The following is a 22,436-nucleotide window of genomic DNA, read 5'->3' as shown; positions in this document are numbered from 1 at the left end:
ATTAGATATTATTCTATTTAATATAAGAAATTCACCTTACTTATATAAATCAATAAATTTTAATCCTTAAATTTTTTTATTATGTCATTCAAATCAAAACTCAAAGTTGGCGGTAAAGAGCTAAACATCTTAAGTGCTTCTTATGATCTGCATCAGGAAATCGATGCAACAGGCCGCCCATCTTCTGTAACCCGCGGAGGAACAATTAACTTAACTGTAGAATCTACTGGCGATTCATTCTTCTTCGAATGGATGACCAATAATTTCGAGCGTAAAGATGGTTCAATTCAATATGTTAAGCGTGATACTGATGCTAAACTAAAAGAAATGAACTGGAAAGAAGGCTACTTAATAAAGTACAAGGAAACATTCGATGCAACAGGAGGAAATCCTCTGGTTGAAACATTTACAATCTCTGCTAAAGAAATTAGCTGTGGAGGTGGTGGACATATTAACGAATGGGTATAATTCGATTGGAATTTTACACTGAAAATTAAATGATAAAGGGGCTGTATCACACATTCCCTTTATTATTGTTTCATGTTGTTTTCAGGATTCTTTTAATTTATTAAATTTTTATATATGTCTTTTTTAGCAAAGCTCGAAATTGATGGTGAAGTCATGAATGTACTGGAATTCCAGTGCACTATTGGCCAGGATACCGACAAAAGCGGTAAACCTTCAGCAGATCCTGCCGGAGGGAAAATCCGTATTGTAGTAGAATCTACAAAAAGCACCATGCTTTTTGACTGGATGGTAAGTAACTCACAGACAAAAAACGGAAAGCTGACTTTCTACAGGAGAGATGCTATTTCGAAAATGCGTGAATTACAATTCAAAGAAGCGTACTGTATTCGTTATGATGAGCTTTTTGTGGCATATAATACCATGTCTATGAAAATAGAAATTGTGGTTTCTGCCAAGGAGATCAATATGAATGGTTCCCAATTTGCAAGGAACTGGCCTTTGAAATTCTAATCAATTAGTTATGGACGAACTTGAAACTACCTTTTTTTTCGGTTTAAACTGGCATTTCGGTGGCGGCAAATCATATATGAGCGGAACTGCCGGAGTGGGAGTGAGCAAGAGGATGGGATTTGTACAGCCGGGAGCTAATCTTGCCGTTAACTTTTACAACGGAGGAATTGGTGCCAGATCCGATAGCAACATGATGCATTTTGATACTGTCCTTACCGGGAAAATTACTACCGGAGCTGGACATGGTAATCCTATGACTGTTTATCCTCTTCATGTAGATAGCGGATCAGGACTGGAAGACCGGTATCAATATTCTGCTACCATGGGAACCAATCTTATACTGAACAATAGTGGAAGGAATCAGCATGTTGGTTTTGTACAACTGCGTGCCGGTGATTTTAGCTTTCAGACGTATAATGATTTTGGTGCCTTTAAAAAGATAGGGATCAGTGATGGACATGACCGTTGGTGGACGGGTGGTGGTAATTTTACATTTGGAGCTAAAAATAGCGATTATCAGGTTATTGTCGCCAGTGATGTTTTTACAGCCGATACCGATTCTGAAAGCGAGCGCGATAGGCTCAATGCTGAAAAAAGCCTGGAGGAATTCACACAGACCAATCAGGGAAGCTGGCTGGAACGCACCAGGAATCGTGCTTTGAACTATACGCCAACATTCGCAAGCGAAATTGATACTGATTTTTTAAAAGCCAGTAGGGATAATATACCGTGGTCAGCAGAACAGCATTCTTTCGATTTGAATATGGGAAGGACTTCTGGTATTGTGAGGACACCAAATGGTACTGCAAGGGTAAACGGATTGGGTGCGAGTCATATGATTTCTCAGGATGTAATCCACAGAACGATAAATTTCCACCTTATACCATCAAAACGCCCTGATTACTGGGAAGTTCAGGTGGGGCCTAATTTTAGTAAAGGGTTCTGATGAAAAGTAATTTATATGCTATGATGATTTTGGTTGCCTTTTTTTCTTCCTGCGCACAAAAGCGTTATGTCAAACAAGATTATCCTTTTTTTGATCCCAATTTTGTGTTGCCCTCCAATACATTACTTCGTACTGACGGTGTATATGTATTGAAGAAAATAAAAACGGATGAGAATGGAGGAACGGAGAAAGAACCCAAAGAGCATAAGTTTTATAAATTTTATCGTGGTGGACAATCGAATCTTATATTGGATCTGGAACATCAACTGAAAAATAGTACCGATTATGCGCATGCACTTATAGCGGATTATGAAGCGCGGAAACTCCATCCGAAAGCGACTTTATTTGAAGGGTATTATAAGCTGCAGGATAGCAGGATAATCATTCAAAATTATGTAACACCCCGAAAACAATTTACGTATTATTATGGGTATCTTGAAGAAGACCAGCTTGTAATCGTAAAAGCACATGAGGGGAATGGCAAATTTGAAGATCAGAATTTTATCGATTATTATAAAGAATACTATTTTTTCGTCCCTTTGAAGGATGCTAAAATTGAAAAGATCATTCCGTATTGGTAGCAATTGAAAAACGGTTCAAAATAAATGTATAATTTGAATAGTACAGTATGATGCAGCGATTTGTATATCAGTTATTGGTTTTTTGCCTGTCTGTAATTCCAGTATTGGGGCAAAAGCAATCTAACGAACTGGATGAAGCATATCGCAAGGAATTACAAGTTGAAAATGAGGCCTTGACCGGTAGGATTAGTTCCTTTTCTACAGCTGTAAAAGAATTGAATAAACGAGCGTCAGCGGCAATTCGTGCCCAGGAATATGAAAAAGCATTGGAGATTGCCTTAGAACTTGAAAGATTAGATCCGGATAATGCGGATATCAAAAATTTTAAGGGCAAAATGCAACTCAAAAATCAACAATCGGTTGCTGCAGTAGCCTCTTTTGGAGAAGCGATACGATTAAACCCAGATAATAAGTGGTTTTATATCAATCAGGCAACTGTACTGGCAGATAACAATCAGGTAGATTCAGCTTTAAAAGTGATTCAGCAACTGAATGCAATATATCCAAAATGGAGTATCGGATATAATTTTAAAGCCGCCTTATTATATGCTTCTGGACAATATGAGGAAGCACTGGAGGCTTATGCTGTAGCTATAAATACATTTCCCAAAAGTGCCCAGATTGTCACGAATCGTGGCGATTTGTACCGGGAATTAGGAAAAAAGGATAAAGCCTCGGCAGACTATAAAAAAGCATTGGAAGTGGAGCCTAATTATACGAGGGCGAAAGATAGATTGGTAGCCCTGTATCAGTAAAATAGTCATTTTATTGTACCGCTATCACAACACAAATTTTAGCATTGAAATTTGAAATAGAATAAAAGTATAATCTGTAATAATACGATTCCTGTTGTAGCATCCTTTGGTGATTCGGAAGAATTATAGGGATTGATAACAGTTGGAAGTTTCATTTAAAATATTAAGCCATGCCTATAAGTACTCAGATTACAATTCAGATTGGCGGAGAAACCCTAACCCGGTTCTCTAAGTTGGTGATCAACCAAAAAGTGCATACGCACCATCGCTTTTCAATACTACAACCGTTGCCTAAGGAATTTGTAAGCCAGGGTATTGATAAAGCTATGGGTTATGTAGGGCAGACTATAAAAATAACAATAGCGCCAAACAATATGCAGACCGATTCGCCATTACTCTTTACGGGTGTAATAACAGAGGCGCAGATGGTGCGAACAGCTGGCGCTTCGGGTGGTATTATCATTAACGGATATAGTCCTACTATAGTTTTGGAAGGCCCGCCTAATACCCGTTCTTTCACTGATGCTTCCCTCTCGGATATTGTACAGGAAGTCCTAAAAAGCTATAATACGGAAAACTTAAAACCTGCAGTTGAAATTCGGAATAGTGTTACAATGCCTTATACGGTTCAATATGGGGAAAGTGATTTCGCTTTTTTATGCCGTATGGCGCAGAAAAAAGGGCAGTGGTTTTATTATAATGGGGAAGAACTTCGTTTTGGAGCCCCTAAATCAAAAACCTTTACCCTTGAATATGGAAGGACATTACATTCTTTTAATATTGAAATGCGGGCGAAATCACTTGCTTTTGAATATGTTGGTTATGATCCTTCGAATGGAGAAACCCAAAAAGCAAGTTCTTCAGAAGTGGATTATGCAGCAGAAGGCTATTCAAAATCAATGTATGAATCTTCTAAGCTACTGTTTCCAAATAGTGCAACGCTTTTATATTCCCACTCTTTAGAAGAAGGGAATTCCAGAACCCATCTGATGGATCGGGTGACCACACAACTCAATTCCCGCGCTGCTGATTTAGTGACTGCCAAAGGTGATTCTGATGAAACCGGATTGCGGATTGGGGATGTCGTACAGATAAAAGAACCTGCATTCTCATTAACCGGTAATCTTTCTGATGGGTTACAGGAGCAAAGTTTTGGAAGTTACCTCGTAACCGATATAACGCATGTCTGTGATGAATCGGGGAATTACCATAATACTTTCGATGCAGTTCCTGACACTGTGGCTGCTCCGCCTTATGGCAATGTGCACAGCTTTCCAATGGCAGAATCACAACCTGCAACAGTTATCTCCAATGATGATCCGTCTGGTTTAGGTCGTATTCAGGTTGCTTTTGCCTGGCAACAGGACAATGGTACTAATACACCCTGGATCCGAATGACAAATCCGCATTCCGGAGGAGGAAAAGGCTTTTATTTCGTTCCAGAGGTAGGAGAAGAAGTGTTGATTGCTTTTGAAGGTGGTAATGCAGAAAAACCTTTTGTTTTGGGCGCAATGTATAACGGTCCCGCAATGAGTGAATACCATACTTCGGGCAACGATAAAAAAGTAATACAAACCCGTTCAGGTACCAAAGTAATAATGGATGATGCAGAGGGAAGTGTTTTTATTGAGGATCCGAGTGGCAATACCTGGAAAATGGATGGAAAGGGTAACATCACTGTAAATGCTCCGAAAAATATGACGTTTACTGTAGGAGAGAATTTCAATATTAATGTTGGAAAAGATATGATTACCCAAGTGGGCGAAAACAGGACAACCACTATAGAAATGAAAGACAGGCTGCAGGCAATGGAAGCTTTTGAAACCATAAATGAAAATAAAACCGTAAAAATAGGAGGTGATTTAAGCGAAAGTACAGCGACTACAACCCACAAAGCAGAACATGGTGATATTTTCTTCCAGAGTGCCGGGGTAGCTACTGTATTGGGAGCTATAGATGCCAAAGTAAATAAAGGATAAAGCCTGCGAAAAAGAGCAATCAAAATGGATGATATACACAATAAGGTGGAGCTTTCAGTATTAGAAAATTCGAGACTAATGAAATTAATAAAACCTTATATATACGGATTAACACTGTTACTGACTCTTGGTACTTCTTGCCAGGAACATACAAAAAAGCAAATGGATACAACGACTATAACAAATACGGGAACAAATGCACCCATTACCACGGATAAATTTTATTGGCAGGAAACAATATCATGTCCAACAGGATATCCTATAGACGTCTATCATGGTAGTTTGGAATGGGATGGAGGCAGTACTAGTTTATATCTCGGAACTCATGGAGGCCCATGGGGTATTACGGGGAGAAGTATGAGTAGTGGTGTAAAAGGGGTACCGAAACATTTGGATGTAATATGGCTTTCTTATGCCGAGGATACTTTCTACCATGTAGATACCGCAATTGACTATGATAAAATGGTTCGCCTATTTAGAGAGGGATATCCCAGTAAAGATGCGAATGGTGAAATGCGAAATGAAAAATACAATTACATTGTTGTAGGGATGGCTCCGGGCGGTGTGGTTGTAATATGGCTTTCCGGCCCCGGAAGGCAAGTGGAAGTGGGACGTTATAAAGGAGATAAAATTGTAATTCCTGCAGAAGAAATAGCACAACTGGATAGTCACGAAAAACTTCTCTTTAGTTCTGAATACAGGAAAGAGATTATGGAGAATGAAAAAATAGTGCCTAAAGAATTCCAACACAAAAATAAAAACCAATCCATTCCATTCCATTTATGGGACAGTTATAGGGAACGATATAGCTGGCGTCCTGTTTTCGTTGTACAAAATGAGGGGAAAATGGAAGATGTTTTCTTTGCCAATTTTAATGGGGAACAAGAAGAAATAATCAAAGAAAACATTCCAACTGCGGACTATGTTTCCAGAGCTATTCCAAACACATTCAATTTCGGATGGAGGGCCGCCAATGGAAAACGTTATGGTGGTACGGTTAAATTTGATGAAAAAGAAATAGTTGCTGCATTTAGTGAAATCCATAAAGTAGACAAAAAGGCCAATATTGAAATTGAATTTCGGGTGAATCAGCTCAATACATTTATTACTGTAGTGCTAAAAAGTAATGGGAAAGAAATACCGTTGACCAATAGTGATGTAAAAGTATATGAATCGCGAAAAAAATAAATAGTTATGGGACAGACATTTGTTTATAATGCAGGCGTTAGCGTAGTTCCGGAAGATGAATTAAATCTCACATTCGGATTGTTTTTTGATGGAACATTGAACAATCGGGAGAATACTAGGCTTAGGAAAAAATATAGAACCCCGGGTGAGGATCAGTTAGCAAAAGATAATTCAAGAGAGGAAGTTCAGAAAGAGGAAAAAGCTGTAGATGAAATTAGAAAACGGGAAGACACTCTTTATAAATATACTTTTGAAACTAATAAATACGATAATTCAAAGAGAGATAACGAATATTTGAATTATTTGGAAGGTTCACATAGAGGGACGTTAGATAAATTGGGTGTAGACAATAGTTTTAGTAACGATTATACCAACGTTGCACGAATGTCATTTTGCTGTGATTCAAATTATACTATTTATATTGAAGGAATTGGAACTTTAGATAATACAAAAGATACTGATGACGGATTCCAATATGGATCAGGTATAACCGGAGTCAGGGGTAAAGTCCGTAAAGGTTGTGAAATGCTCGCCGATAAAATTAATGAACAAAAAAGGAAAGAACCCAATAAAGTTTTAACTCAGGTTACGGTGGATGTCTTTGGTTTCAGCCGAGGTGCCGCCGCCGCACGTAATTTTGTGTATGAAGTCAATGCAAAGCCAATCAAAAAAGCAAAAGACAAAAAAGTACCTGATGGATATTATCCGATGACAAGTTATACCGACGAACCGGTACAAAAATATAAAACGATATTTGTTGATACCGATGGAAAAGAAGTGCAGCGTTCTGTTTTAAAAGAGGATCTAATGCCACGTTTGGGGCATTTAGGGTATAAGCTTTTGGAAAAAGGTATCATGACGCAGGAGGAAGTAAGTAATTTGTCTGTAAAAGTCCGATTCGTTGGAGTATATGATACGGTATCTTCTTATGAAGAATTTGGAGATATGGGTACTGCAGAACGAGTAGGATTCCGGGGTCTTGTTCATGCAACTTTAGGATCCAGTTTTAATTTTGGTGATGATGTGGAACAATTACAACTGAATAATATGGGAAGATTCAGCCAGGCCGTACACTTTACAGCCCAAGATGAACATCGGGAAAACTTTGATTTAACCCGCATGATTTCCGGGATTGAAAAAAACCTTCCCGGTGTCCATTGTGATATAGGTGGCGCATACGAAACAGGCATGGAAACAGTAGATGAAATAGAAGTAGTCAACAAGCATCCAGGGGTAGGGTTTAATTCTTATAGTTCCTGGAATCCACAAAAAAAACTGGATGATTTCAGAAAAAAACTCATCACAGATTACTGGTATCAAGAAGAAGAACTTGTTATTAGTGAAGAAAAACATTTAAAAGGTGTTTTACAATATACAAAGCTTACAGGAACCCGTTTTTTAAAAAAAGAATACAGTTATATTCCACTTCATTTTATGGCTGAATATTGTGTGAAACACATGAGTAAGGAGCTTGTTAAGAATGTGGATAAGGAATACAGTATTGCGGGACACGATTTATTAGAGGATGCGAAAAAGCAATTGCATAAATATGTATTTGATAATAGTCCGGAATGGCATTTTCAAGATGATGCAGTTCTAAAAAAGAAACTTGACCAGAGAGAAGCGGAAGAGAACATGAAAAAGCTGAGGGAAGAATGGAGTATGATAAATCCAAATGGAACAAAACCTGCAGTAGCCGATAATACAAGAGTATATAATCCGAAAGTATTAGAGCAGTATTTATACGAAGAAAAATTTACTAAAAATGAGGATATTCCAAGAACTGTACAGCTGGAAGAGGTTGTAATTTACGGCGGTCCCCAGGGTATTTTAAGAAAATTGCGCAATCAGTATTTACATTGGTCCGCTAACAGAGACTGGATGGGAATGGATCCTCGTAATGACAGAAAAAGAGTTGAACACTAAATGACAAAAATGATTTCTACAGTATATGGCTTAAAGGAATATCATCTCAGGCCCAAAGCTGGAGATCGCTATCTGTATCGGTTTGAAACTATTGTAGATGATCTATCGAATGCACGAAACCCTATTCAACGATCCTATATTCGAAATGTGGAGATTATGCCATTAGGGCAACAGGATAATTTGTATGTGTACCAGATTTTTACTGCAAAAATTTTCATCAAAAGTACAACAGCAGTAGCAGATGCCTTCCTGATCCGTAAAATCGGCTATGCTTTTGATGAAATTGAGGCTGGAGTGGATAGTACAGGAAAGATAGTACGAATATACAACACGGAAGAACTGAATCTCAGGTGGAACATAACACAGGAGGAGCTACAAAAGGAATACAAAGGAGATTATATTGGAAATTATTTCCTGGAAGTTTCGAATTTGTTTAATGATGAAGCCAGGCTAATTCAATTCCTATCGGATTATAAAATGTTTGGTCTTTATTTTAATGGTTTATTCGGACATTATCTGCTTTGGGAAATGCCTATTGTAAGGAAGCACTCTTTGTCTGATTTTGGGAATCAGGAAATTCAGGAGTCCATCAGCCCGGAGAAAAAAGAATTTGTACGGTATCAAATTGAAGGAATCCCAACTGTAAGACCTAAAAACCAGGAATTATCAGTAACAAATTATAGAGGTGAGTTGGTTTATAATGATAACAACTTGGTTGAAGCATTAATAGAAAGCGAGAGTGATCTAATGAATATTAAATATTCCACATTATTGTTAGGATAATCAGTTCACATCTCAAAGTGTATAAGCGGTAGTGTTATGGAAAATGTCAAAGCAAATAATAAAGAAGAGCTTTCCCAAAAAAGAGAGGAACGGAAGCAGGAAGAGCAGGTCAGTGAAGGGCTGAAACTTGTTATTGACCAGGCTAAAATAAAATGCGAATTGTGTACAAAACCGGAAGGTACCCTTATTGTTAATTTCGATACACCCACCACGCAGGATAAAAAAACGGCTACTGTTGTCGAAAAGGATATGAAAAGTCTTGTTTTTACTGGTAATTGTAAAAAGAGCCCTAATATGGCACTTCCCTGTGCTTCGGTCATGCAACTTGGAGAATGGCAAAATACGGGAACCTTATTAGTACAGGATAAATCGCCTTTGCTAAAACAAAGTACGATCCCATGCCTTTATGGAGGAAGTACTATTGAAATTACCGATTCAGGACAGCGTAGTGTACCTGCAAATCTTCAGGCTGTCGGAGCGGCATTACCTCCAAAAGAAGAAACTAAAGTAAAAATCCTTTCGGCTTATTTTGCTAAAATAACCAAAGAAGCCGGGGATCCAATAGATCAGGAGACCGAAGTTTATGATAAAAACCTGAAGAAAAAAGTTAAGGTTATTAAAAAAGTAACCACCCAAAAAATGACCCTTGAAAAAATATCAGAACGTGGGTTAAGCTACCAGGTTGCCTTAGTCGTAGAAACAGAAGGGCTTTCCGGTAAAAAAATAAAAATTAAGGTTAGGAGTGGGAAGAAAAAAGTAGTGTCGGATGTAGACGCTACGGTGAAACTAATCAACATGAAAGATGTTGAAGTGGTGACAGCTGCGGCAAACTATAAGACTATAAAACCCCAGGAAGAATTTGAAGTAGCAGTAGATAATTATGCCAATGATGTGAAAATTTCAAATGCTGCAGACTTTAAAAATAAAGCAATACTCACACTCATGTTAAACCACAGGACGGATGATCTTTCCTTTGAATTGGCGGAACTGATCCTGGCAGATGCTGATAAAAAAGCATTCCTGTACATCGAAGTGAAATCGGACGAAAAGGAAGTGGAATATAAAGGTAAAGCAGGGACAGAAGGATTGACCAATACATTCCTGAACGAAGAAGGACAATATTTCGAACTAAAATACAAAGAACAGCCCTGGTTAATTACTGCCCGTCAGGAACGAAAAACGGGAGTGACAGAAGCCACACATTGTAGCAGGATTATCGATGAATACCATAAGATCAACAGAGAACATAAACCTTCGGGGTGCACAACAATTACCAATGCATGGTGTGCTTCATTTGTCGGCTGGTGCCTTAGCCAGAATAATTTTTCTGCGCAGTTAGATCCGGGGGCTTTTTCCTATGGTGAAATAAAAACCCGATACCGGGCTTCGGCGAAAACGGTGAATGGTAAAAGAGTACCTGTGCCTGAAAAATTTGATGACCCGGTATGGGGTAAAAAAACGGACAATAACAAACTTGCCGTAGGGTCTGTTTGTGTTGTAAACAATAAAAAGCATGTCACGTTTGCAGTGGCTAAAGATAAAAATGGGACACACTTTTACGGTTTGGGCGGGAATCAGGGTGATGCGGTGAAAGTAAGTCCTTACAGTGTCCGGAATTCGAGCGTTTTTCCAATTGAATATACTATAGCAGATGAAGATTATGAATTACCAATTTATTACAGGGAACTTACAGCGGATACAGTGGCATAAAATGCGATTGTTCTTTTTTCTGGTACTATATATTCCATTACAGGCACAAACGATATTGCCTGATTCTGTCACGATCCATAAATCATGGAATGATAAAAATGGAAAAAACAAACTTACTGTAATGGTAAACGCATTATGCAATCCCGATCGGCCGCCATTTGACGGGCATGAGACAAAAATCGAAGCTAAAATCCAAAATGGTAAAGGCAGCCAGGAAATGGTTTATAATGATGAGGATTATCAGATGGAAATGATATTATTTCGGGAAAATGATATTTGGTTAGAAGAATTCAATAAGATAAAAGCGGTTTTTATTCCATTTTTTTACTGTGGTAATTCCGATAGCGATATAAAGGCCTCTTTTATTATTTTTTATAATACTAAAAAATACCTCTATCATATTAATTTCCATTGCACCGAAAATGGTACGTGTAAAGTTAATGATAACTTGAATGGCAAGCTTAAGGAATTATCACCGGAACTCCGGAACAGTTTCATAAAATCATTGAAGTCGAAATATAAGAAATATTCGGATTTCAATTAGTTATAGCGTTTTGGATAAACGGGTGAAATTCTAAGTAGGGAGCGAGATGCAGGAAGTCTAGAAAGAGTAGTTATGGAAGATTCAAAGGGAAATAATAAGCAGGATGTATCGGAAAAGCGACAGGAACGGGATCAGGAAGAAGCTGTTGCCGAAGGGCTAAAATTAGTCATTGACCAAGCAAAAATAAAGTGTGAGCTTTGTGTTAAGCCAGAAGGTATCCTGAAGGTGAATTTTGATACGCCTACCACCCAGGATAAGAAAACGGCTACAGTTGTCGAAAAGGATATGAAAAGCCTCATATTTACGGGGAACTGTAAAAAGAGCCCTAATATGGCACTTCCATGTGCTTCCGTGATGCAACTTGGAGAATGGCAAAATACGGGGACCTTATTAGTACAGGATAAATCGCCTTTGCTAAAACAAAGTACCATACCATGTCTTTATGGTGGGAGTACCATTGAAATTACCGATTCAGGCCAGCGTAGCGTTCCCTCAGATGTTGCTGCGACCGGAGCCCCTGTGCCGAAGGTTGTAGTAGAAGATTATAAATGCCCACATTGTGACGAAGAGTTCACATCAGATTTGCTACAAAGTTCAATGGGACTAAAAAAACTATCGGCAACTCAAACAAAAATCATAGACTCCATACTTCCATATCTCAATAAATACAGGAAAGATTTTGCATTGGATACTTGCCTAAGGAAAGCACATTTTGTAGCCCAAATAGCCGTCGAAAGCGCCAATTTTGATACTTTTGCTGAATATGAAAGCAACTCGAATCCTCCGGGTATATTTAGTTCTTCTCCGATAGTAATAAATGAAACGATTGTAAAGTCATTGAAAGATAATTTAACAGCTATATTTAAGATTGTTAATGACAAAGGGGTTGAAATAACAAAAACAAATGATGAATTGCAAACGCTCTTATTGAAAGACAAACCCACAATTGTAGACAAGCAACTTTATTGTAAATATCTTGGAGAGACTGATCCTAAAGATAAAAAGAAAAAAGTAGATAAATTAATTAAAGAAGTCCTTAAAGCGGATAAAACTGTTGATTATAAAATTTATCTGAAACCACATACTCATTTTGGAGTGCCATTATTGTCACGCGCTTATGCACCATATACTGGCGACAGAAGAGGCTTAGGAAATGGGGATGAACTCACGCGTGATGGATGGAAATTTAAAGGAAGAGGGTTAAAGCAATTGACTGGTAGAGGGAATTATAAAAGTTTTGCAGAATATAGAAATAAACATCCATTTCCTGGTGATACTTCAGGCGCTATAGACTTTACAGAAGAAAAACCGGGGGTGGCTTTAGGCGGGAAATATTTACTGATCTCTTCCGATGCAATGTATGCAACGCAATCTGCATTATATTTTTGGAATTCAGGTACAAAAAAGGGAAAAAAGTATGCAAAAGATCATGCACAAAATGATAATATTGATCTTGTTATTAAGTGTATCAATGAATATGATCTTGCATCAGGTAAAAAAAGCCGAAAAAACAATCTTATCAGAGCAAGGAAAGAAGATGTTTTTGATATCAACAGGCATTTCAAATTGATGTTGGAAAATGGAAATGAACAACAGAAAAAAGAAGCAAAAGCATATCTTGAAAAAAGGAAATTGCTCAAGGACGACCAGGCTATAAAAATTCTGGAAGAAGACGAAAAAAAGATTCCGGTAGGTAAAAAATAAGTGCATCAGATAAAAAAATGGAAGCATGAAAAAATAATGATACAATCTTTACTATTGTTTTTTGTTTTTGTAATTCCGGTCAAAGGCCAGAATGCAATAATATTAAAGGACTCTGTGCGGATTGATAACACTTTTTATGTATTAGAAGAGCTTAAAATTAATACTGCAAATACAACTGCAAATACAGCCATTTATAAAACCCTTCAAAGCACTTACGATGTATTTGATAAACCTTATATTGCTTTACCAGAACAAAGGATAAAGGCAAAGAAAGATACTTTATCGGCCCATATTACAGAGAATACCTTGCGGGAAGCAAACTATGGCTTTGAACATTATGAGGTGTATTATGATAAAAATGATCTTTTGAATGTATCCGTAGGAATACAGTCCTACGGATCGCCCTGGGAAGCAATCCAATATTTTTGTTTTGATCTGGAGACAGGGAAAAATATTGCTTTGAAATTCTTTAATAATCCGGCTGAGGTTTTGAAAATAATAAATAAGAAGCTCAAACAGCAGGGAGTTAAAATAAAAGCCAGAACAGAAGATTTGGCCAATTTTAAAATAGTTCATGATCACCATGCTAAAATTAAAGGCCTGGAATTTTCAGTGGCCGAAGTGGCCGAATATCGGAATAGCGGTTATCAGCAGTTTCCGGTTTTTGTTTCATGGGGTGAAATCAATAAATATATCATGACTCCGATAAAAAAGCGTTTGTTGTAAGAGAGGTAAACATCTAAAGTATTATAAGTGCGGATGTAAAGATTTTAGAACTGGATTAAATACTATGGAAGCGATAAAAGAAAATAATAAGCAGGATATAGCAGCAAAAAAGGAAGAAAGGAACGAGGAGGAAGCCGTTGCTGAAGGTTTAAAACTGGTCATCGACCAGGCGAAGATAAAGTGTGATTTTTGTGTTAATCCTGAAGGTGTCCTGAAGGTAAATTTTGATACGCCTACCACCCAGGATAAGAAAACGGCTACAGTTGTTGAAAAGGATATGAAAAGCCTCATATTTACGGGTAACTGTAAAAAAAGCCCTAATATGGCACTTCCTTGTGCTTCCGTGATGCAACTTGGAGAATGGCAAAATACAGGAACCTTATTAGTACAGGATAAATCGCCTTTGCTAAAACAAAGTACCATACCATGCCTTTATGGTGGGAGTACCATTGAGATTACCGATTCAGGCCAGCGTAGTGTGCCTTCCAATGTAACTACTGCGGCGGCACCAATACCTACAATGGCAGCCGAACTGGTTGCTGTTTATTTTGGTAAAAAAGTGGTGACTCCACTGTATGAAGAAGCAGAAGAAACAGTTACGGCTAAAAAAGGGGAAAATCAAGATAAGATAACTGCACGCTTTATATCGGAACAGAAACTTAAAAAGGAGCATGTATTGTCCTATATTCCAGATAAAGCATTTAAAACCGCAGTTGGCGGCGAGACAATAAAAATCAAGTACCGCAAAAAAACAAAAGACATAGTATCTTTTGAAAAAGTAAAAAAATACAAATCAAAAAGAAAGTCTGGGTTGTTGCAGTTTACAATGGGGATAAAGGAAATATAGCTGTTGAAATTAAAGAAAATAAACTGACAAATGCAGAAGCTGTGTATGATAGTTCAGTGCCTTTCCTTATTGATAAAGACGAGAAGACAACTATCGTGATTGATGTTGCAAAAGATAAGATAGAAGAGCCTAATATTTTTGCCAAAGAGATCACATTACAGCCCAAATCAGCAGAAGACCTGAAAGCCCAATTGGTGAAGTTTGATAAACGTAAGGATCATAATGCTTTCTTGTACTTAAAAGCAGAGGTAAGTAATACAGTAGCTACAGTAAAATATCCTGATAATACACATGAATTTATCAATAAAGATAATGAACGCCTGGAATTACTGGGTACACCATGTTATTGCAACCGGGATATTGAAGTAGATGAAATGCTGGATATTATTTATAATTTGCGGGATAAACAGAATTATAAAAGTAAAAGAGAGGTCTTTTTTGATAGAGGAGGAGAATATATTAGCGCTATACGGGTGAAAAGCGGAACCCTGACTGAGAATAAGGATAAGATAAAATTGTTTACAGATGAGATGAATGCGATGTTTAAAAAATTCAGCATTAAAACCTGTAAACGTAAAATACATTTTTTAGGGCAAATGTATCTGGAGACGATTAGTTTTCAATATACTTATGAGAGCAGATCGGAAGTGCCCGATAATTATAAGGGAGGAGTGGCTTTTCAGGGACGTGGGATGAAACAAATTACACACGATTATAATTATTTAGCCTATTACGATTACGTCAACAGTACTAATCTTTACGATGTATATATCAAACACCGAAGCGGTTATGAAAGTGTTGGGGAATGTGTAAAAAAACGCGCCAAAGCAAATAGTGAAGGGCTGGATGCTCCTTTTTATGAAACATTAAAAACGTTTGCCAAAAATATATCAGAGAATCTCTTCCATTCCTTTAATTCGGCAGGTTGGTTTTCAACGGTATATAAAACAGCCACTATCAATGCTATGGATGGTGGCTTGGCAGATGCTGATATAGAAGCGGTAACTACTGCAATTAATGGAGGGCTGACCAATATTGCGGAGCGAAAAAGTTATACGAAATGGACAAAAGAGTTTTTTAAATACGATACAGAATGCATAAACAAATAATTATAACCGCCTTATTTTTACTGCCATTTTTTGCTCTGGCACAAACTGACAGTATTCCTGTTTTTAAAGGGAAGCAACAAATTGGCTTTTTATATGGAAAAGCAGTAAGCACATGTACGGATTGCATCATTATTGATACCATAAAGATAGCAAGCCAGACGTTATTAGTTCAGACTCCCGTAACTATAGTCAGACGTGGGAATGAGGAGAGTAACCCTATATTTGACCGATTAGTGTTAGTTGTGGTCAAAGAAGAGAAAGGCAAGTCTAAATTGACGTTTAACAATACTGCTACTGCTACCTCAGAAAGTGTTTACTTCAAAAGAAATAAAAAGGATTTGATAGTTGTAAAGAAAGTGACTTCGAGTAATGGTTCAGCTAAAGTGGCATTAGGGAAGGACGATTATACCGATTATCCGGCTACGATCATATGTTATGATAATGGCACTAATAAGCGATTAACCGGGAATACAATAAAGTATACCGAACTTTTTGGGAAAAAAGAAAGTTTTAGCTGTTTTGATTGTCCAACGCAGTTCACTGTGGAAAAATGCCTTGAAATGAAAAAGCAAAAGCAAAAATTCAAATGGGAATAACAGGTTGGTTTAGATTGAAATAAGATCAGAGACCTAAAATTAGAGTATAAAAAAAACGCCTTTGTATTGCAAAGGCGTTTTTAGTATGATGATAATCAGAGATTAGTATCTGTAATATTCAGGTTTAAATGGACCTGCAACTTCAACACCAATGTATGCCGCCTGATCCTCTCTAAGAGTTTCCAATTCTACCCCTAATTTAGCAAGGTGTAAAGCAGCTACTTTCTCATCTAAATGTTTTGGTAACATATAAACGTCATTGTTATATGCCGCACTATTTTTCCATAATTCGATTTGAGCCAGTGTCTGGTTTGTAAAAGAGTTACTCATTACAAAACTTGGGTGACCTGTAGCACAGCCTAAGTTTACCAAACGACCTTCAGCCAAAATGATAATGTCTTTTCCAGCAATAGTATATTTGTCAACCTGCGGTTTGATTTCAATTTTAGAAGCACCATGATTCTTATTCAACCAAGCCATGTCGATTTCATTGTCAAAGTGACCAATATTACAAACAACGGTTTTGTCTTTCATTTTTTCGAAGTGGCTTCCCAATACGATATCTTTGTTTCCTGTTGTTGTGATAATGATATCAGCAGTTGCAATCACAGTATCCAGTCTTTTTACTTCATAACCGTCCATAGCAGCCTGTAAAGCACAGATTGGATCGATCTCAGTAACTGTTACAATAGATCCGGCACCTCTGAAAGAAGCAGCAGTTCCTTTTCCAACATCTCCATAACCACAAACGATTACTCTTTTTCCAGCTAACATTAGGTCAGTAGCACGACGGATCGCATCCACTGCACTTTCTTTACAGCCGTATTTGTTGTCAAATTTAGATTTGGTAACAGAATCATTCACGTTGATTGCAGGCATTGGCAATGTTCCGTTTTTCACTCTTTCGTACAATCTGTGTACACCTGTAGTTGTCTCTTCAGATAATCCTTTGATTCCCTCTACAAGATGTGGGTAACGATCAATAACCATATTGGTCAAATCACCACCATCATCAAGAATCATATTCAATGGTTGTCTGTCTTCACCAAAGAATAAAGTTTGTTCAATACACCAGTCGAAATCCTCTTCGTTAAGGCCTTTCCAGGCATAAACCTGGATTCCTGCAGCAGCAATAGCCGCTGCAGCCTGATCCTGTGTAGAGAAAATATTACAAGAAGACCAGGTAACTTCTGCACCCAGTGCAATCAATGTTTCAATCAAAACTGCAGTTTGGATTGTCATGTGCAGACATCCTGCAATACGAGCTCCTTTTAAAGGTTGTTCATTTTTATATTCACTGCGAAGTGCCATTAATCCTGGCATTTCCGCTTCTGCTAATTCAATTTCTTTTCTTCCCCAAGCTGCAAGTGAAATGTCTTTCACTTTGTAAGCTACAAATGGCAATGTCGTTGTACTCATCTATTTGTCTATATTTGTATTATCAATTTTGTGCAAATTTAAGTAATTCCCCTGTATTAAAATAGTTTTTGGTGGAATTTACAATTTTATTATAATCCTTAATTGCCTGAATAGCAAATTGATAAAAATGTGCTATTTCCAATTATATTTTACCGGTAACAAATGCCTTTATATACATCTTTCACCGTCGCTAAAAACACTCAGATCCTGGTTTGGAAAATAACCGAATCCTACAATGACCTTTTTCGGGCAGTGCAGCTAAAAGATTTTTGCATGGCGCGTCTCGAAGGAATGCGGTCGGAATCACACCAAAGGGGATTTCTCAGTGTGCGCATGTTACTGCAAACCGCTGGTTATACCGATTTTGACCTGTATTACAATGATGATGGTAAGCCTCACCTTAAGGACGGTAAAGAAATTTCTATAACGCATTCCTATGGTTTTTCGGCAATTATCATTAGCGATAAAAATGTGGGGATCGATATTGAATTGAGGCGGGATAAAGTAATCCGTATCGCAGATAAATTTATAGATGCTGAATTTGAGTTTTTGGATCAGGCAGATGATTTTGTGCGTAAGCTTATCGTAATCTGGGGAGCTAAGGAAGCGATTTATAAAATGCTTTCCCGAAACGGGCTCAGCTTTAAGCAGAATATGAATGTATTGCCTTTTACGATGGAAGAAAAAAAGGGCAGGACAGAAGTGAAATTTGAAGAAATTAATAGCATTTACCAGGTCTTTTTTGAAGAGATAGAAGAATTTACTATGGTTTACACAATTGACGATTAACATGGGAACAATATATTCCGACCTGCTTTCTGCAAAAGCAAAAAAGCAAAAACAACTGGCCGTGTTATTAGATCCTGATAAGATTGATTGGGAACATACGGAACACCTGATCAGAAAAATAAAACAATCACCAGCAACACATATCTTTGTGGGAGGCAGTCTTTTATTGACGAATGTCCTGGATCAATTGGTTGCGTTATTAAAACAGCAACTTGATTTGCCGATACTGCTGTTTCCTGGAAATGTATCACAGATTACTCCCAGGGCAGATGGGATTTTATTCCTTTCCTTATTGTCCGGCCGCAATCCGGATTATCTGATTGGACAACAGGTATTGGCTGCACCCATATTACAACAAACAAGCCTTGAAATAATTTCAACTGCCTATATACTCATTGAAAGCGGTAAGCAAACTACCGTTTCCTATGTGAGCAACACACTTCCCATTCCTGCGGATAAACCTGAAATTGTGCTCGCAACAGCATTGGCAGGAACCATGATAGGGCATAAACTGGTATATCTTGAAGCCGGAAGCGGTGCCGAAAGAAAAGTCGACCCTGAAACAATCAGGCTTATTGCCTCCAATATCCAGGTTCCATTGATAGTAGGTGGCGGCATACGAAGCCGTAGCGCAATGGAGGAAGCCTATGAAGCCGGAGCAGACCTTGTGGTTATTGGAACAGCTTTCGAAAAGGACAATAATTTTTTTGATTACAAAAAGGCTTAATTATGATTGATTTTTTTCTCGATGCTTATAAAGATGCTACCGCGATGGACATCTTATTAGAAATCATTGTTTTTGTTTTTGGAATCCTGAGTGTATATTATGCAAAAAAGGAAAATATCCTTGTCTATCCTACCGGGATTATTGCAACAATTATTACCGTTTACCTGCTCTACAAAGCCAGTTATTTTGCAGATATGTCCCTGAATGTCTATTTTTCGTTCATGAGTATATACGGCTGGATCAATTGGTCCCGAAAAAAGGATGATGAATATTTGGTGCCTATTTCCAGAACAAATACCAATGAGAAAATTATTGGGGTATTACTATTTTTTCTTACTATTGCGGTCACATATTCTATTTACCATTTATTTGGGAAGAAAATCAGGCCCGAGAATTATATCGATATTTTCACCTCAGGCATATTTTTTACGGGAATGTGGTACATGGCACTCAAGAAAATCGAAAATTGGACGTTATGGATTATAGGAGATCTTATTGCCGTACCACTTTATGCCTATAGGGGATTAGGAATCCTGTCCCTGCAGTATGTCATTTTTACTGTTTTGGCAATTTTAGCTTATATCGAATGGAAGAAAATCTTAGACAAGAAACAACAGCTGTCATAAAAATTGCCCTATATGGTCCGGAGAGTTCGGGTAAAACCACATTGGCGAAACAATTAGCAGCACATTTTAATACAATCTGGATCCCGGAATTTGCCCGCAATTTTTTGCAGCAGAAATGGGATAATACGCAGACAACGTGTGCAGCAGAAGATCTTATCCCTATTATGTACGGACAGATCCAGTTGGAAAATGAAGGAGTGGCAGAAGCGAATGAACTACTGTTTGCCGATACTACATTAATGACAACTAAGGTCTTTTCGGAAATATATTACAATCATTGTGATCCGCTTTTGGATACAACAGCAGTAGCGCATACCTATGATCTGTATCTACTCACAGACATTGATGTGCCCTGGGAAAAAGATGATCTGAGAGATCGCCCTAACGAGCGTCAGTTTTTATTCAACCGCTACCGGGAAGCACTGATCAGTAACAATAAACCTTACATTGTTATTTCAGGAACAATAGAAGAGCGCCTTGAAAAAGGAATAACGATTGTGATAGAACTCCTGAAAGCCAAATCGTTGGGTTTTACTTCGGAAGATTATTTCGCGATCTACGATCATGGTATTCCTGTGAGCAATATCGAAAAACAGTTTGAAGCTTATCGTCATGGATTCCGAAAGATAACATTAATGCGGCCAGCTACCCCTGAAGACGGTATTAAGTTTTTAACGGAAGATGATGCTAAAGATCTGGAAGAATTATTTGGTAAGCGTAAAGACGATTTCCGACTGAAGAAATTTGTACCCGCTTCCGGTGCAGCCAGTAGAATGTTTAAATTCCTGTCAGAATTTTTGGTAGAGTATAATCCACAGCGGGAAAGCATCAATGCTTATATCAACCGAAAAAAAGATAAAGAGCTTCAGGTTTTCCTGATTGGAAAAGAAAAGTTGCCTTTTTATAAACGTATTATAAAAGTGGCTCGGGAACGTTATGGCGATCAGAAACTTTGGTCTAAAGATCTGGAAAGTTATTATTTCATCAAAACAATGCTGGACGATCCCGCATTTGATTATGCCAATAAGCCTAAAGGTATTTTGCCTTTTCATCATTATGATGACCATATTGCTTCTCCTTTGGAGGAACATCTGCATGAAAGTGTTTTTTATGCCAATTCAAATGGTGTAGCACAATTGCATTTTACCATAACGAAAAAACACCAGGAGGGATTTGAAAAAATTATTAGTGAGGTAAAAAGTAAAATCGAAAATGAATCCGGTATTCGTTTAGAGGTTAATTTTTCCTATCAGCATAATGCTACTGATACTATCGCTGTAACATCCGATAATAAACCTTTCAGGGATCAGAAGGGACAGCTGGTTTTCCGTCCAGGAGGCCACGGCGCACTAATAGAAAACCTCAATACATTACAATCGGATATCATTTTTATAAAAAATATTGACAATGTGATCCATAATCATGTAGCTATAATTGCCCGTTATAAAAAGGCTTTAGCAGGGATCCTGATTGAATTACAGTCACAAATTTTTACTTTCCTTCGGGATTTGGACGGTACCGTTTCAATAGAAAAAATAGATGAAATTTTAGAATTCTGTAACCTTGAGCTTAGTATTGGTATAGTTGAGGATTTTGATGCATTATTAAATTTGGAAAAGGTAAAATTTTTGCAAAAGATACTAAACCGGCCTATACGCGTATGCGGCATGGTAAAAAATGAAGGCGAGCCTGGTGGTGGGCCTTTTTGGATTGCCAGCGAAGATGGGAGTGTTTCCCTTCAAATCGTAGAGAGTTCGCAGGTAGATAGCCAGGATGCAGAACAGATGGCCATTTTTGCTCAGGCTTCTCATTTCAATCCGGTTGATCTGGTGTGTGGTATACGAGATTATCAGGGAGAAATGTTCGATTTAAAAGCGTTTGTTGACTATGGAAGTGGTTTTATCGTGCATAAGACCAAAGATGGCAGGAATATTAAAGCTTATGAATTACCGGGATTGTGGAATGGTGCTATGGCCAACTGGACTACTGTATTTGTAGAAGTACCCATCATTACATTTAATCCTGTAAAGACGGTAAATGACCTTTTAAAACCGGCACACCAACCAGAATAATGCACTCTCATGGACAAACAAAAAATACTTAGCGAAATACAAATTAAAGCTGTACGAAGCAGTGGGGCAGGCGGGCAGCATGTCAATAAAGTATCGTCCAAAGCAGTATTGTCATTTGACCTGTTGCAGTCGCAGGGGCTTAGCACTGCCGAAAAAGAACTCTTGCACCTCAAAATGGCATCCCGATTGACCAGTGCCGGGGTTTTATTATTGAATTGTGACGAGGATCGCAGCCAGTTGCGAAATAAAGAATTGGTTATTAAGCGTTTTCTGTATCTTTTAGAAACAAATTTGTTGGTAGACAAAGAAAGAAAGGCGACAAAGATTCCAAAATCAGTAATCCGGAAAAGGATTCAGGAGAAGCGCAATCATTCCGAAAAGAAGCAATTCCGAAAACGTCCGGATTTTTAAGGAGAATTTTATTTTTAGAT

At 37.8% G+C, this 22,436-nt stretch carries 22 protein-coding genes; 21 read left to right on the top strand and 1 reads right to left on the bottom strand.

All coding sequences use genetic code 11. The features are described 5' to 3' along the window. Positions 1 to 81 precede the first annotated feature (81 nt). The 16 genes from tssD (FK004_RS02135) (at position 82) to FK004_RS02060 (ending at position 16,372) form a co-directional block, all read left to right on the top strand. Positions 82 to 468: a type VI secretion system tube protein TssD gene (tssD, locus tag FK004_RS02135; protein ID WP_108735761.1), complete on the top strand. Its 387-nt coding sequence runs from the start codon at positions 82 to 84 to the stop codon at positions 466 to 468. Between the two features lie 114 nt (positions 469 to 582). Beyond that, positions 583 to 978, top strand: coding sequence for a type VI secretion system tube protein TssD (gene tssD / locus FK004_RS02130; protein WP_108735760.1), 396 nt, complete (start codon positions 583 to 585; stop codon positions 976 to 978). Positions 979 to 988: 10 nt separating this feature from the next. Then, positions 989 to 1,924 (top strand): polymorphic toxin type 23 domain-containing protein, encoded by a 936-nt coding sequence (locus FK004_RS02125; protein WP_108735759.1) that lies wholly within the window; start codon positions 989 to 991, stop codon positions 1,922 to 1,924. Beyond that, positions 1,924 to 2,505: a hypothetical protein gene (locus FK004_RS02120; protein WP_108735758.1), complete on the top strand. Its 582-nt coding sequence runs from the start codon at positions 1,924 to 1,926 to the stop codon at positions 2,503 to 2,505. Before FK004_RS02125 ends, FK004_RS02120 begins: the two co-directional genes overlap by 1 nt. A gap of 47 nt (positions 2,506 to 2,552) precedes the next feature. After that, complete coding sequence (locus tag FK004_RS02115; RefSeq protein WP_108735757.1) at positions 2,553 to 3,260, top strand: tetratricopeptide repeat protein; 708 nt, start codon at positions 2,553 to 2,555, stop codon at positions 3,258 to 3,260. A 170-nt stretch (positions 3,261 to 3,430) separates the two neighbouring features. Next, positions 3,431 to 5,239 (top strand): type VI secretion system Vgr family protein, encoded by a 1,809-nt coding sequence (locus FK004_RS02110; RefSeq protein ID WP_108735756.1) that lies wholly within the window; start codon positions 3,431 to 3,433, stop codon positions 5,237 to 5,239. A gap of 78 nt (positions 5,240 to 5,317) precedes the next feature. Then, complete coding sequence (locus tag FK004_RS02105) at positions 5,318 to 6,427, top strand: DUF2931 family protein (RefSeq protein WP_157956002.1); 1,110 nt, start codon at positions 5,318 to 5,320, stop codon at positions 6,425 to 6,427. Positions 6,428 to 6,433: 6 nt separating this feature from the next. Next, entirely contained in the window at positions 6,434 to 8,353 is a 1,920-nt protein-coding gene (locus FK004_RS02100; RefSeq protein WP_108735754.1) for a phospholipase effector Tle1 domain-containing protein, read from the top strand. A 9-nt stretch (positions 8,354 to 8,362) separates the two neighbouring features. Further along, positions 8,363 to 9,136 carry a hypothetical protein gene (locus tag FK004_RS02095; protein ID WP_157956001.1) on the top strand — a complete coding sequence of 258 codons (774 nt, stop codon included), beginning with the start codon at positions 8,363 to 8,365 and terminating at the stop codon, positions 9,134 to 9,136. A 36-nt stretch (positions 9,137 to 9,172) separates the two neighbouring features. Further along, positions 9,173 to 10,846, top strand: coding sequence for a PAAR-like protein (locus tag FK004_RS02090; RefSeq protein ID WP_108735752.1), 1,674 nt, complete (start codon positions 9,173 to 9,175; stop codon positions 10,844 to 10,846). After that, positions 10,788 to 11,390 (top strand): hypothetical protein, encoded by a 603-nt coding sequence (locus FK004_RS02085; RefSeq protein ID WP_157956000.1) that lies wholly within the window; start codon positions 10,788 to 10,790, stop codon positions 11,388 to 11,390. Before FK004_RS02090 ends, FK004_RS02085 begins: the two co-directional genes overlap by 59 nt. A 72-nt stretch (positions 11,391 to 11,462) precedes the next feature. Then, positions 11,463 to 13,094: a DUF4280 domain-containing protein gene (locus tag FK004_RS02080; RefSeq protein WP_108735750.1), complete on the top strand. Its 1,632-nt coding sequence runs from the start codon at positions 11,463 to 11,465 to the stop codon at positions 13,092 to 13,094. A 36-nt stretch (positions 13,095 to 13,130) separates the two neighbouring features. Next, positions 13,131 to 13,820, top strand: a complete 690-nt coding sequence (locus tag FK004_RS02075) for a hypothetical protein (protein ID WP_108735749.1) — start codon at positions 13,131 to 13,133, stop codon at positions 13,818 to 13,820. A 64-nt stretch (positions 13,821 to 13,884) separates the two neighbouring features. Continuing rightward, a complete protein-coding gene (locus FK004_RS02070) occupies positions 13,885 to 14,667 on the top strand; it encodes a DUF4280 domain-containing protein (RefSeq protein ID WP_108735748.1) in 783 nt (260 codons plus the stop codon). A gap of 41 nt (positions 14,668 to 14,708) precedes the next feature. Further along, positions 14,709 to 15,776, top strand: a complete 1,068-nt coding sequence (locus tag FK004_RS02065; protein ID WP_108735747.1) for a hypothetical protein — start codon at positions 14,709 to 14,711, stop codon at positions 15,774 to 15,776. Next, positions 15,761 to 16,372, top strand: coding sequence for a hypothetical protein (locus FK004_RS02060; RefSeq protein ID WP_108735746.1), 612 nt, complete (start codon positions 15,761 to 15,763; stop codon positions 16,370 to 16,372). Before FK004_RS02065 ends, FK004_RS02060 begins: the two co-directional genes overlap by 16 nt. Positions 16,373 to 16,474: 102 nt before the next feature. On the opposite strand, the gene ahcY is transcribed toward FK004_RS02060, so the two are convergent. Further along, positions 16,475 to 17,791, bottom strand: coding sequence for an adenosylhomocysteinase (ahcY, locus tag FK004_RS02055; RefSeq protein WP_108735745.1), 1,317 nt, complete (start codon positions 17,789 to 17,791; stop codon positions 16,475 to 16,477). 162 nt (positions 17,792 to 17,953) lie between these two features. On the opposite strand from ahcY, the gene FK004_RS02050 reads away from it, so the two are divergent. From FK004_RS02050 to arfB, 5 genes are read left to right on the top strand one after another with little or no spacing between them, the layout of a single operon-like run. Continuing rightward, positions 17,954 to 18,580 (top strand): 4'-phosphopantetheinyl transferase family protein, encoded by a 627-nt coding sequence (locus FK004_RS02050; RefSeq protein WP_108735744.1) that lies wholly within the window; start codon positions 17,954 to 17,956, stop codon positions 18,578 to 18,580. A 1-nt stretch (position 18,581) separates the two neighbouring features. Next, complete coding sequence (locus FK004_RS02045) at positions 18,582 to 19,307, top strand: phosphoglycerol geranylgeranyltransferase (RefSeq protein ID WP_108735743.1); 726 nt, start codon at positions 18,582 to 18,584, stop codon at positions 19,305 to 19,307. A gap of 2 nt (positions 19,308 to 19,309) precedes the next feature. Beyond that, positions 19,310 to 19,933, top strand: coding sequence for a nicotinamide riboside transporter PnuC (gene pnuC / locus FK004_RS02040; protein WP_108735742.1), 624 nt, complete (start codon positions 19,310 to 19,312; stop codon positions 19,931 to 19,933). Then, a complete protein-coding gene (locus tag FK004_RS02035) occupies positions 19,894 to 22,005 on the top strand; it encodes a DUF4301 family protein (protein WP_108735741.1) in 2,112 nt (703 codons plus the stop codon). Before pnuC ends, FK004_RS02035 begins: the two co-directional genes overlap by 40 nt. A 9-nt stretch (positions 22,006 to 22,014) precedes the next feature. Beyond that, the gene (gene arfB / locus FK004_RS02030; protein WP_108735740.1) at positions 22,015 to 22,416 is read left to right on the top strand and encodes an alternative ribosome rescue aminoacyl-tRNA hydrolase ArfB; all 402 of its coding nucleotides are present in this window, start codon (positions 22,015 to 22,017) and stop codon (positions 22,414 to 22,416) included. The last annotated feature ends 20 nt before the right edge of the window (positions 22,417 to 22,436 follow it).

Origin of the sequence: Flavobacterium kingsejongi, assembly GCF_003076475.1 — a bacterium.
Classification (GTDB): domain Bacteria; phylum Bacteroidota; class Bacteroidia; order Flavobacteriales; family Flavobacteriaceae; genus Flavobacterium; species Flavobacterium kingsejongi.
The sequence above is the reverse complement of the archived record's forward strand: the minus strand, read 5'-3'. Positions and strand labels throughout refer to the sequence as shown.

What these genes read in the sequence shown, in the direction of transcription:
- FK004_RS02100 (WP_108735754.1), top strand. Translation starts at nt 6,434, where the DNA reads ATGGGACAGACATTTGTTTATAATGCAGGCGTTAGCGTAGTTCCGGAA.
- FK004_RS02095 (WP_157956001.1), top strand. Translation starts at nt 8,363, where the DNA reads ATGATTTCTACAGTATATGGCTTAAAGGAATATCATCTCAGGCCCAAA.
- FK004_RS02125 (WP_108735759.1), top strand. Translation starts at nt 989, where the DNA reads ATGGACGAACTTGAAACTACCTTTTTTTTCGGTTTAAACTGGCATTTC.
- FK004_RS02045 (WP_108735743.1), top strand. Translation starts at nt 18,582, where the DNA reads ATGGGAACAATATATTCCGACCTGCTTTCTGCAAAAGCAAAAAAGCAA.
- FK004_RS02070 (WP_108735748.1), top strand. Translation starts at nt 13,885, where the DNA reads ATGGAAGCGATAAAAGAAAATAATAAGCAGGATATAGCAGCAAAAAAG.
- pnuC (WP_108735742.1), top strand. Translation starts at nt 19,310, where the DNA reads ATGATTGATTTTTTTCTCGATGCTTATAAAGATGCTACCGCGATGGAC.
- FK004_RS02115 (WP_108735757.1), top strand. Translation starts at nt 2,553, where the DNA reads ATGATGCAGCGATTTGTATATCAGTTATTGGTTTTTTGCCTGTCTGTA.
- ahcY (WP_108735745.1), bottom strand. Translation starts at nt 17,791, where the DNA reads ATGAGTACAACGACATTGCCATTTGTAGCTTACAAAGTGAAAGACATT.
- FK004_RS02105 (WP_157956002.1), top strand. Translation starts at nt 5,318, where the DNA reads ATGAAATTAATAAAACCTTATATATACGGATTAACACTGTTACTGACT.
- FK004_RS02035 (WP_108735741.1), top strand. Translation starts at nt 19,894, where the DNA reads ATGGAAGAAAATCTTAGACAAGAAACAACAGCTGTCATAAAAATTGCC.
- FK004_RS02120 (WP_108735758.1), top strand. Translation starts at nt 1,924, where the DNA reads ATGAAAAGTAATTTATATGCTATGATGATTTTGGTTGCCTTTTTTTCT.
- FK004_RS02050 (WP_108735744.1), top strand. Translation starts at nt 17,954, where the DNA reads ATGCCTTTATATACATCTTTCACCGTCGCTAAAAACACTCAGATCCTG.
- arfB (WP_108735740.1), top strand. Translation starts at nt 22,015, where the DNA reads ATGGACAAACAAAAAATACTTAGCGAAATACAAATTAAAGCTGTACGA.
- FK004_RS02080 (WP_108735750.1), top strand. Translation starts at nt 11,463, where the DNA reads ATGGAAGATTCAAAGGGAAATAATAAGCAGGATGTATCGGAAAAGCGA.
- FK004_RS02110 (WP_108735756.1), top strand. Translation starts at nt 3,431, where the DNA reads ATGCCTATAAGTACTCAGATTACAATTCAGATTGGCGGAGAAACCCTA.
- FK004_RS02075 (WP_108735749.1), top strand. Translation starts at nt 13,131, where the DNA reads ATGATACAATCTTTACTATTGTTTTTTGTTTTTGTAATTCCGGTCAAA.
- FK004_RS02060 (WP_108735746.1), top strand. Translation starts at nt 15,761, where the DNA reads ATGCATAAACAAATAATTATAACCGCCTTATTTTTACTGCCATTTTTT.
- FK004_RS02085 (WP_157956000.1), top strand. Translation starts at nt 10,788, where the DNA reads ATGAAGATTATGAATTACCAATTTATTACAGGGAACTTACAGCGGATA.
- tssD (WP_108735760.1), top strand. Translation starts at nt 583, where the DNA reads ATGTCTTTTTTAGCAAAGCTCGAAATTGATGGTGAAGTCATGAATGTA.
- FK004_RS02090 (WP_108735752.1), top strand. Translation starts at nt 9,173, where the DNA reads ATGGAAAATGTCAAAGCAAATAATAAAGAAGAGCTTTCCCAAAAAAGA.
- tssD (WP_108735761.1), top strand. Translation starts at nt 82, where the DNA reads ATGTCATTCAAATCAAAACTCAAAGTTGGCGGTAAAGAGCTAAACATC.